Origin of the sequence: Planktotalea sp. (genome assembly GCF_049680325.1) — a bacterium.
Taxonomy (GTDB): domain Bacteria; phylum Pseudomonadota; class Alphaproteobacteria; order Rhodobacterales; family Rhodobacteraceae; genus Planktotalea.
This window is the reverse complement of sequence record NZ_JBAUHO010000046.1, coordinates 1-8,620: the sequence shown is the minus strand read 5'-3', so window position 1 is coordinate 8,620 and position 8,620 is coordinate 1. Positions and strand designations below refer to the sequence as shown.

The 8,620-nt window shown below is 55.3% G+C and carries 7 protein-coding genes and 1 pseudogene; 1 reads left to right on the top strand and 7 read right to left on the bottom strand.

Annotation, left to right across the window (positions count from 1 at the left end; all coding sequences use genetic code 11):
• Positions 1 to 633: pseudogene (locus tag WBC85_RS02075) on the top strand (organoarsenical effux MFS transporter ArsJ); the annotation flags it as partial.
• On the opposite strand, the gene WBC85_RS02070 reads toward WBC85_RS02075, so the two are convergent.
• The 7 genes from WBC85_RS02070 to WBC85_RS02040 all read right to left on the bottom strand — a co-directional run.
• Positions 620 to 1,378, bottom strand: coding sequence for an SDR family NAD(P)-dependent oxidoreductase (locus tag WBC85_RS02070; protein ID WP_424433021.1), 759 nt, complete (start codon positions 1,376 to 1,378; stop codon positions 620 to 622). The pseudogene WBC85_RS02075 and the gene WBC85_RS02070 overlap by 14 nt on opposite strands.
• Complete coding sequence (locus WBC85_RS02065) at positions 1,375 to 2,313, bottom strand: SDR family oxidoreductase (RefSeq protein ID WP_424433020.1); 939 nt, start codon at positions 2,311 to 2,313, stop codon at positions 1,375 to 1,377. The genes WBC85_RS02070 and WBC85_RS02065 overlap by 4 nt, the downstream gene beginning before the upstream one ends.
• Complete coding sequence (locus WBC85_RS02060; protein ID WP_424433019.1) at positions 2,310 to 3,206, bottom strand: bile acid:sodium symporter family protein; 897 nt, start codon at positions 3,204 to 3,206, stop codon at positions 2,310 to 2,312. Before WBC85_RS02060 ends, WBC85_RS02065 begins: the two co-directional genes overlap by 4 nt.
• Positions 3,206 to 4,519 (bottom strand): flavin-containing monooxygenase, encoded by a 1,314-nt coding sequence (locus WBC85_RS02055; RefSeq protein ID WP_424433018.1) that lies wholly within the window; start codon positions 4,517 to 4,519, stop codon positions 3,206 to 3,208. Before WBC85_RS02055 ends, WBC85_RS02060 begins: the two co-directional genes overlap by 1 nt.
• Before the next feature lie 190 nt (positions 4,520 to 4,709).
• Entirely contained in the window at positions 4,710 to 6,914 is a 2,205-nt protein-coding gene (locus tag WBC85_RS02050) for an NADP-dependent isocitrate dehydrogenase (RefSeq protein WP_424433017.1), read from the bottom strand.
• Between the two features lie 100 nt (positions 6,915 to 7,014).
• On the bottom strand, positions 7,015 to 7,851 hold the full coding sequence (locus WBC85_RS02045; protein ID WP_424433022.1) for an NAD-dependent epimerase/dehydratase family protein: 837 nt from the start codon (positions 7,849 to 7,851) through the stop codon (positions 7,015 to 7,017).
• A gap of 11 nt (positions 7,852 to 7,862) precedes the next feature.
• A partial coding sequence (locus WBC85_RS02040) for an NAD(P)/FAD-dependent oxidoreductase (protein WP_424433016.1) occupies positions 7,863 to 8,620 on the bottom strand: 758 nt, incomplete at its 5' end.

Genomic DNA, 8,620 nt, shown 5'->3' with positions numbered 1-8,620 from the left:
AAGGGGATCAAAGGAACGAAGTTCAGCGCGGTCTTCTCGACAAACGCGCCTGTCAACTGGCTCAGCCTTGCACGGGTATTCCTGTTTGGCGCACGAGATGTGTGGTTCGTCGTTGGTATACCGATCTATTTCTATAGCGTTTGGTCAGATGGAACCGAGGCGGGCAATAAAGCTGCTTTCTTTCTGATTGGTAGTTTCATGGCGCTCTGGATCATATTTTATGGCTTTGTTCAGGCCTTTGCGCCAAAATTCTTGGCAAAATCCCCGGTGCAAAGTGCGTCTGGCCTTGCGTTGGCACTAGCGCTTGTTCCGCTTGCGTTAAGCGGATTGGTTTGGGCCGATGTGGCTGGGCTAACCGCAATTTTGATCGCTGGCTTGCTTCTTTTCGGGGCGGTGTTCGCGCTTAATTCAGCACTGCATTCCTACCTGATCTTGCGCATTACGACGCAGGCGAGGGTCACAATGGACGTGGGCTTTTACTATATGGCCAACGCAACGGGTCGCTTGATCGGGACGGTATTGTCCGGCCTTAGTTATCAAATGGGGGGTCTTGTCGCCTGCCTGTTATGCGCCGGCGTTATGCTGCTTCTTAGTGCCCTTGCGGCAAGACGATTGCCTGTTACTTCCCTTTGATGTTCCGTTCCATCAAACGCTGAAACAAGCGGGGTGATAGGCTGTTGATCCACCACGCCACGCTGGCAATGCGGCCGACCGGGATGAACTTGCGCCGCTTGTCGTAACCGCGCAGGATCACTTTTGCGGCAGTTTCGGGTGACATATAATCAAGGCCATCGGCGGCTGATCCGGGGCGCAGCATGCCGTCCTTGTCAGGGTCCGAGCATCCAATATTGGTGCCAACGAAGCTGGGTGCAGCAATCAGACTGTCCACGCCATGCTCTTTTTCCTCAGAACGCAACGACGCAAAAAACCCTTCAAGCGCATGCTTGGACGCAGCATATGCGGTGCGATGAAAAAGCGGTGAAAAGCCTGCAACCGAGGAAATCGCCAGATGCGTTCCTTCGGATTTACGCACGGCAACAAGGGTGAGCCGCGCCATATTGATTGCTGCGAAATAGTTGATCTCAAACAGGCGTCGATGGGCCTGATCGCTGGAATTTTCAAAGGGCGCGATATGCGACACGCCAGCATTGTAGATGACCAGATCAATACTGGGGCGCGTGCTGATGGCGTCGCTAATGGCTGTTTCCAAGGCACTGGCGTCGGTAATATCAACCTCGACTGCGCGCAGACTGTCAGTGCTTTTCAAGGCGCTGATGTCGATATCAAGGGCAATAACGTACCAACCCCTGGCCATTAACTGGGCGCTCAACGCACGGCCCAAGCCGCCAGCACCGCCGGAAATGATTGCGGTTTTCATAGGCCCACACTTTCGCGCCACAGCTCGAACACCTCGGCAGAGCTTTTCACGGGGACATAGCCAAAGTCTGCCTTTAGCGCATCATTCGCAAGAACGGGGCGGTACTGTAAAAAGCGCACCTGTTCAGGCCCGTAACGCGAAAGGCCCAAAGGTTTGGCTATGGCGAGCGCTGCTTTCAGCACCCATGCGGGCAAGCGTAGAACAGGTTTACCCAATGCGCTGGCAAGCTCGCTTACCCCAAGCGCACCGTCGCCCGCGACGTTATAGATTCCAGCGGGACCATCGATTGCCGCCCGCAGCAGGATTTGCGCAAGGTCGTTCGTCCAGACAAAGACAAAAGGACTTTCGCTTCCCACGACGCCCAGCAAGCGGGGCTTGCGAAAGAGCGCTGTGATCTGGTTGTCAGTGCCAGCTCCCAGAACGGTGCCAACACGTAGGACCACCTGTTCAAGTTCCGGGTTTGACTGCCGCGCTTGGGCTAACATTTCCTCTACTTGCCGCTTGTGATCTGCGTAAGCAAACTCTGGATTGCCGCGGCAGGCGTCGCTTTCGCGTAGCGGGACAGGGTTGTCTGCGTGATACCCATAAGCCGCGCCAGAGCTGGTCACCACAAGGCGGCGCACACCGTGGCTAAGGCAGGCATCCAGCACGTTGCGAGTGCCTTGCACGTCAACTGCATAGGCGGCGTGTCGACCCATCCCGGCGGGCGGTGTCACGATAGATGCAAGATGCACGACGACATCGGGTTTCAGATCACCGATGACGATATCAGCATCTTCCCCGGTTACATCGAGAATGCGAAAATTGATGTCTGAGGGCAGGCCGGAATTGGAAAGGTCACTTGCAACCAATCCAGCACGTTGCGCAGGGGCCATTACGTCAATAAGCGTACGGCCAATCATGCCATTGGCACCTGTTATCAAAATGCGGCTCATCTTGCGGCCTGCGTGCGGGACATGAGGCTCGCAAGTGCAATGCCAGATACAGCATGCCAAATGCCCCAAAAGGCCGCGACAACGGCCATTCCGCCAAGCCCGCCGAAAAAGCCGAAGATCAACACAAGGCCAAGGCCGGAGTTCTGTATGCCCGTCTCGATGGTGACTGCGCGTCGATCAAACGCTGACAGGCCCGTAAGCGTTGCAATCGAAAACCCGGCACCCAAGGCAATCGCGTTATGGGCAATGACCAGCACGACAATGACACCTGCCAAGTTAACAAAGTTAGCCCAGTTCGCGCCAATCGCGGCCAAGATGAAAGCGACAAAAATACCCATCGAAAGCCACTGCAAGGGCCTGCGAATTTTCGCCGTGATCTTTGGCCTTGCATGGTTAAGCCAAACCCCAAGCGCGAGCGGGAGGATCAACATCAACCCGACAGTGATCGCGACGGATACGGGATCAATCTGGGTCGCTTGCAGCAGTGCGCGTGTCGGCGCATAGAGATTGCCCCAAAAAGCGATATTGAGCGGCGTAAGGAAAATTGCACCAACCGTAGCAAATGCCGTCATCGAAACCGAAAGCGCAGAATTACCCCCCGCACGGTGGGTGATAAAGTTGGAGATATTCCCACCCGGACAAGCCGCGACAAGGATCAGGCCTAATGCGACGGACGGCATTGGCGTGGTGACAAGGACCAAAGCAAAAGTGAGCGCTGGCAAGAGTAGAAATTGCGAACACAGCCCGACCAATAATGGCTTGGGCGCATGGGCCAAAGCCTTGAAGTCACGCGGGAGCAAGTCAATCGCGATTGAAAACATCACGATTGCAAGAATGCCGTTGAGCAAAAGCAAAGAGCTTGCGCTGAAGTTCAGGGCTACATCGTCGATCATCAGTTCGTCCCTCCCAATGCTTTGATCCAATCGCCCACTGCTTTGCGGTAGGTTGCTTTGTCCACGTAATAGGCCATGCGTGCGAGCTTGAGATACTGCATGCCGCCCGTTGCCCGTTGAAATCCGCCAGCCTTTTCGGCCTGGAGCGCCTTCGCGGCCATCTTCGCGGTTTCAAGCGCTTTGACGTATCGCACGACCATTTCGGCCTGCTCGTGGCGTCCTTGCCAGCCGAGGCCACTGGCTTCGATCATGCCAAGCACAAAGATATCATCGCGCTCGGGATGCATCGCGTTCAGGAACAAATGGGGCGCATCACCTTGCCAGTTGAGATGGGAGTTTTCGATAAACGGATAGTCCAGCTTGTAACCCGTTGCAGTAAGGATCATGTCGTATTCATCGCTGGTTCCATCTTCGAAATGGACGGTGTTACCTTCAAGACGATCAATGTCGGGTTTTATCCGAAGGTCCCCATGCCCTGCATGATATAGCACGAGCGAGTTTACGACGGGATGGCTTTCGTACAGCTTATAGTCAGGCTTGGGAAAACCGTATTTCTGTGGATCACCGACAAACCATTTGAGGATGGTCTGATCTATGGGCCGCTTTAGCCACATGGGCAGTTTGATCGCCCCGCCCATTGTATCGGCAGGCTTGCCAAAGACGTATTTGGGCACAAAGTAATAGCCACGCCGCATGGACAGATCACAGCTGGCACCATGATGGATCGCATCCACTGCAATGTCACATCCTGAATTGCCCGCGCCAACAATCAATACACGCTTGTCCGCAAACTGTTTTGCCGCGCGATACTGCGCCGCGTGAATAAGTTCGCCAGTGAAATTGCCCTTGAACGTGGGTATGTTCGGCTCGCTCAAGGTGCCATTGGCGATCATAACGCCCGCAAATTCCGCTGAATGTTCACCTTCGCTGTCGCGCCAGGTAATCCGCCAACCTTCGCCTGATGCGCCGAGCGGTTCGCAAGACATAACTTCGCTATTAAAACGGTAGTGGTCATAAAGGCCGAAATGCGCGGCAAAATCGCGGAAATATTGCTTCATCTCGTGGTGCGAGGGGTATTCGGCCACGTCATCACGCATTGGAAAATCGGTGAATTCGGTCATACGTTTTGAGGAAATCAAATGCGCACTGTCGTACATGGTCGAGCGCGGTGCATCGATATCCCAAAGGCCGCCAACGTCCGTGTTCAGCTCAAAGCCTTGAAAGGCAATCCCGTGTTCAACCATCAATTTTGCCGCGGCGAGGCCCATAGGCCCTGCACCGATCAGGGCGAACTGTTTGCGCGTGTCGCTCATCATTTGTCTCCTCTTCCTGCTAGCTTGACGAAGCTTTCCGGAAAAGGCGAGGGGTGACGCGGTGTTAGGGGGGATGTGGTTGAAATTGGCGCACTGGCCCGGCCCCAACAAGCCGGGGTAATCGCGGGAAATTTGCGCAAAGGGGTAGAGTAGATCGCGCGCCAAACAATGTGGCGCGCGATCGTTTTGGTTAGCCGATGATAGCGTTCAGCGTCGCGGATGGGCGCATGACGGCTGCGGTCTTGGCCGCATCGCCGTGATAGTAGCCACCCAGATCAACCGCTGGCCCCTGGGCTGCGGCCAATTCAGCAAGAATAGCAGCTTCGCCCTCTGCCAGCGCTTTTGCGATGGGTGCAAAGTATGCAGCAAGCTCTGCTTCGCTATTTTGCGCAGCAAGGGCTTCTGCCCAGTAGCGTGCAAACCAGTAGTGGCTATTGCGGTTGTCAGGCTCACCGACTTTGCGCGAAGGCGAGCGGTTGTCATCCAGAATGCCTTGGGTCGCAGCGTCCACAGCCTGGCCCAGAACGCGCGCCTTTTCGTTCGAGCGCGCATCGGCAAGGAACTGAAGGCTTTCACCGAGTGCGCAGAACTCGCCGAGGCTGTCCCAACGCAGGTGGTTTTCTTCCATCAACTGCTGAACGTGCTTGGGGGCAGAGCCGCCAGCACCGGTTTCAAACAACCCGCCGCCATTCATCAGTTTAACGATGGAGAGCATCTTCGCTGATGTGGCCAGTTCCAAAATCGGGAACAGGTCTGTCAGGTAGTCGCGCAGCACGTTGCCGGTGATCGCGATGGTGTTCTTGCCTTCTGTAATCGTCTCAAGGGACGCACGCGTAGCTTCGCGCGGTGCCATGATTTCGAACTTATCGGCAACGCCTTTAGCTTCCAGGATCGGCTTTACGTAGGCGATCAATTCAGCATCGTGTGCGCGGTTCTCGTCTAGCCAGAAGATCGCTCGTGTGCCTTCGGCCCGCTGGCGGTCAATCGCAAGCATGACCCAATCTTCGATCGGTGCCTTGCGCGCAGAGGCCGAACGCCAGATGTCGCCTGCTTCTACTTTATGCTCGTGCAGGACCGTGCCGTCGTCGAGGATCATTTTCACGGTACCAGCTTCGGCGATCTCGAATGTCGTCGGGTGCGAGCCGTACTCTTCTGCCTTTTGGGCCATCAAGCCGATGTTCTGCACCGTGCCTGCGGTTGCCGGGTTCAGCTTGCCGTTCTCTTTGAAGAACTTCACAGACTCATCATAAACAGGCGCATACGAGTTGTCGGGGATTACGCAGTTGGCATCGGATTCCTTGCCATCAGGACCCCAGCCTTTGCCGCCAGCACGAATAAGCGCGGGCATTGAGGCGTCGATGATTACATCGGACGGGACATGCAGGTTGGTAATACCTTTGTCGCTGTCGACCATGTAAAGTGGTGGGCGTTTTGCCAAGCACGCATCAATTGCAGCCATGATTGCCGGCTGGTCCTTCACGCGATTCAAAAGGTCGCCCATGCCGGAATTCGGGTTCACACCCAGTTCTTCCATTTCTGGACTGAACAGATCGAAAACAGGCTTGAGGAAGACTTTGACAGCATGACCGAAGATGATCGGGTCAGAGACCTTCATCATTGTCGCTTTCATATGCAGCGAGAACAAAGTGCCCTCTGCCTTCGTGCTAGCAATTTCTTCCGCAAGGAACGCGTCCAGCGCGGCAGCGCTCATGAAAGTCGCGTCGACAACGGTGCCTGCGGGGTAGCTTAGCCCCTCTTTCAGAACTGTTTCGCCGTTCGCGGTTTCAAGCACAATCTTTGCTGTCGCCTCTTTTGCGAGTGTCGCGGACGTCTCGTTCGAGAAGAAATCGCCGCCGCTCATGGATGCGACGCGTGTTTTGCTATCAGCCGTCCAGTCACCCATGCGGTGAGGGTTGCTTTGTGCATAGCTTTTGACAGCTTTCGCAGCGCGGCGATCAGAATTGCCTTCGCGCAGAACCGGGTTCACCGCAGACCCTTTAATCGTGTCATACTTCGCGCGCACGGCTTTTTCTTCGTCGCTGGCAGGCGTCTCAGGATAATCAGGTAGCGCAAAGCCTTGGGACTGAAGCTCTTTCACCGCAGCGACAAGCTGGGGAACAGATGCAGAGATGTTTGGCAGCTTGATGACGTTGGCTTCTGGTGTTTTGACCAGTTTGCCAAGGTCAGCCAGATCATCGGACTGTCGCTGATCTGCGCTCAGATACTCGGGGAATGTCGCAAGAATACGACCCGCAAGCGAAATGTCTTTTGTTCCAACAGAAACGCCCGCCGCCGCGGCGAATTTCTGGATGATTGGCAGGAAGGATGCTGAGGCCAGCTCGGGCGCTTCGTCTACCTTGGTATAGATGATGTCGGGTGTGTTCTGGTCGGACATAGGAAACCTCATGCATGAAAATAGGGCAGGATTTGATCTGTCCATAGTGGATCGCTACAGAGTCGTCTATAGTATACCGTTGTATGCATTGACGCATCCGTCAGTTTTTCTTGCGATCATCTTCGATTTTCAGCGCCGCCTGCCCGCTTTTTCCAAGGGGGACAGAGGCAAAGGGTCCGCCATGGCACATATGTCCTGCATCGCTTGGATCGAGCGGCCCGTCTTGGGCGAACATTTCGGCGGCGAACTGTTCGGCATTGTCGTTGGGACGATAGCCAAGAAAGGATGCCGAAGACGTATCAACGGGCGTGCGATCATTGTTTGAGACGCCATAGGCGATCGTAAATCCAGTGATTGGCGTATCAATGGAGCGCGTGACCAGTTGGACGAGATCATCGTAACTTAGCCACGAGCCAACCGCGCGCGCATTGCTGACCTTTGCGCAGCTCAGGATACGCAGACAGACAGCTTCGATCCCGCGCTTTTCCCAATACATCCGCGCCAGATCTTCCGCAAAGCACTTGGCAAGCCCATAGTAGGTGTCAGGGCGGTGGGGTACATCCGTTCCGATATATTCATTCTTTGGGTACATCCCGACCGCATGAATAGACGAGGCATAGACGACGCGGCGCACGTTATTGCGATGCGCGGCTTCCCAGATGTTGTAGGCCCCGACGATGTTTGACTGAAGAATAGCGTCAAATTCCGCCTCATCCCCGATCGCGCCAAAATGCACAATCATATCCGCGCCTTCGGTGAGCGCCTCGATTGCAGCGAGATCAGCAAGATCGGCCTGCACATAGCGTTCGCCATCATAAAGGCTACCCGTATGGGCAACGATATCGCTTGAAACCAGCTCGTTGCAGAGCTTTGAAAGCGGCTCGCGAAGATACGATCCCAGACGTCCCGCCGCACCGGTAAGCACGAGTTTCTTCAACTTGTTTGCCATCAGATGATTGCCTTTTCTTCGAATGTTTTGCCTGCCGCGATCCGCTCAAAGGAAAAGGGCGACATATCAAGACTGCGAAACGCGCCATAGGTAATCCACTCCGCAACGGCGCGTCCCATGGCAGGGCTTTGTTGCAGGCCATGACCCGAGAAACCGTTCAGAAAGATGAAATTAGTGATTTCAGGATGCGCGCCCAACACGGCGTTTTGATCCAGCGTGTTATAGGCGTAGTGGCCTGCCCATTCCGTTACGACCTTGATCGCTTCGAACTGTGGGATGCGCGTCGCGATGATCGGCCAGATGTGATTTTCCCAGCGGCCGTGATCCATGGTGAAATCATTTGGATCAACCGCGACATCGTCTTCAGGCTCTGGCGCGCCGCCAGCAAGATAGGTTTTTGGGCCATCCTGACGAAAATGCACGCCGCTTGGGTCAATCGTCAGGGGTAGTTCACGATCAGTTGGTTGTTCAGCGCTGAAGATCCACGTGAAGCGTTTGCGCGGTTCAACAGGCAACTCTATCCCCGCCATTTTGGCCGTAAGTGCGCCGCGCGGGCCAGAGGCGTTGACCACGTGCCCGCAGGTAATCACCTCTCCTGTTTCCAGCGTCACAGACTGCACTTTGCCTGCGCTTGCGTTCATAGCCACGACGCGATTACTCACATACTCGACACCGCGATCCTTGGCGCTGCGACGCAGCCAGTCAAACACCGTGCCGCCATCCCAATAGCCCTCGTCCTTAAGGTTGATCGAGCCGA

What these genes read in the sequence shown, in the direction of transcription:
- WBC85_RS02060 (WP_424433019.1), bottom strand. Translation starts at nt 3,206, where the DNA reads ATGATCGACGATGTAGCCCTGAACTTCAGCGCAAGCTCTTTGCTTTTG.
- WBC85_RS02070 (WP_424433021.1), bottom strand. Translation starts at nt 1,378, where the DNA reads ATGAAAACCGCAATCATTTCCGGCGGTGCTGGCGGCTTGGGCCGTGCG.
- WBC85_RS02055 (WP_424433018.1), bottom strand. Translation starts at nt 4,519, where the DNA reads ATGAGCGACACGCGCAAACAGTTCGCCCTGATCGGTGCAGGGCCTATG.
- WBC85_RS02065 (WP_424433020.1), bottom strand. Translation starts at nt 2,313, where the DNA reads ATGAGCCGCATTTTGATAACAGGTGCCAATGGCATGATTGGCCGTACG.
- WBC85_RS02050 (WP_424433017.1), bottom strand. Translation starts at nt 6,914, where the DNA reads ATGTCCGACCAGAACACACCCGACATCATCTATACCAAGGTAGACGAA.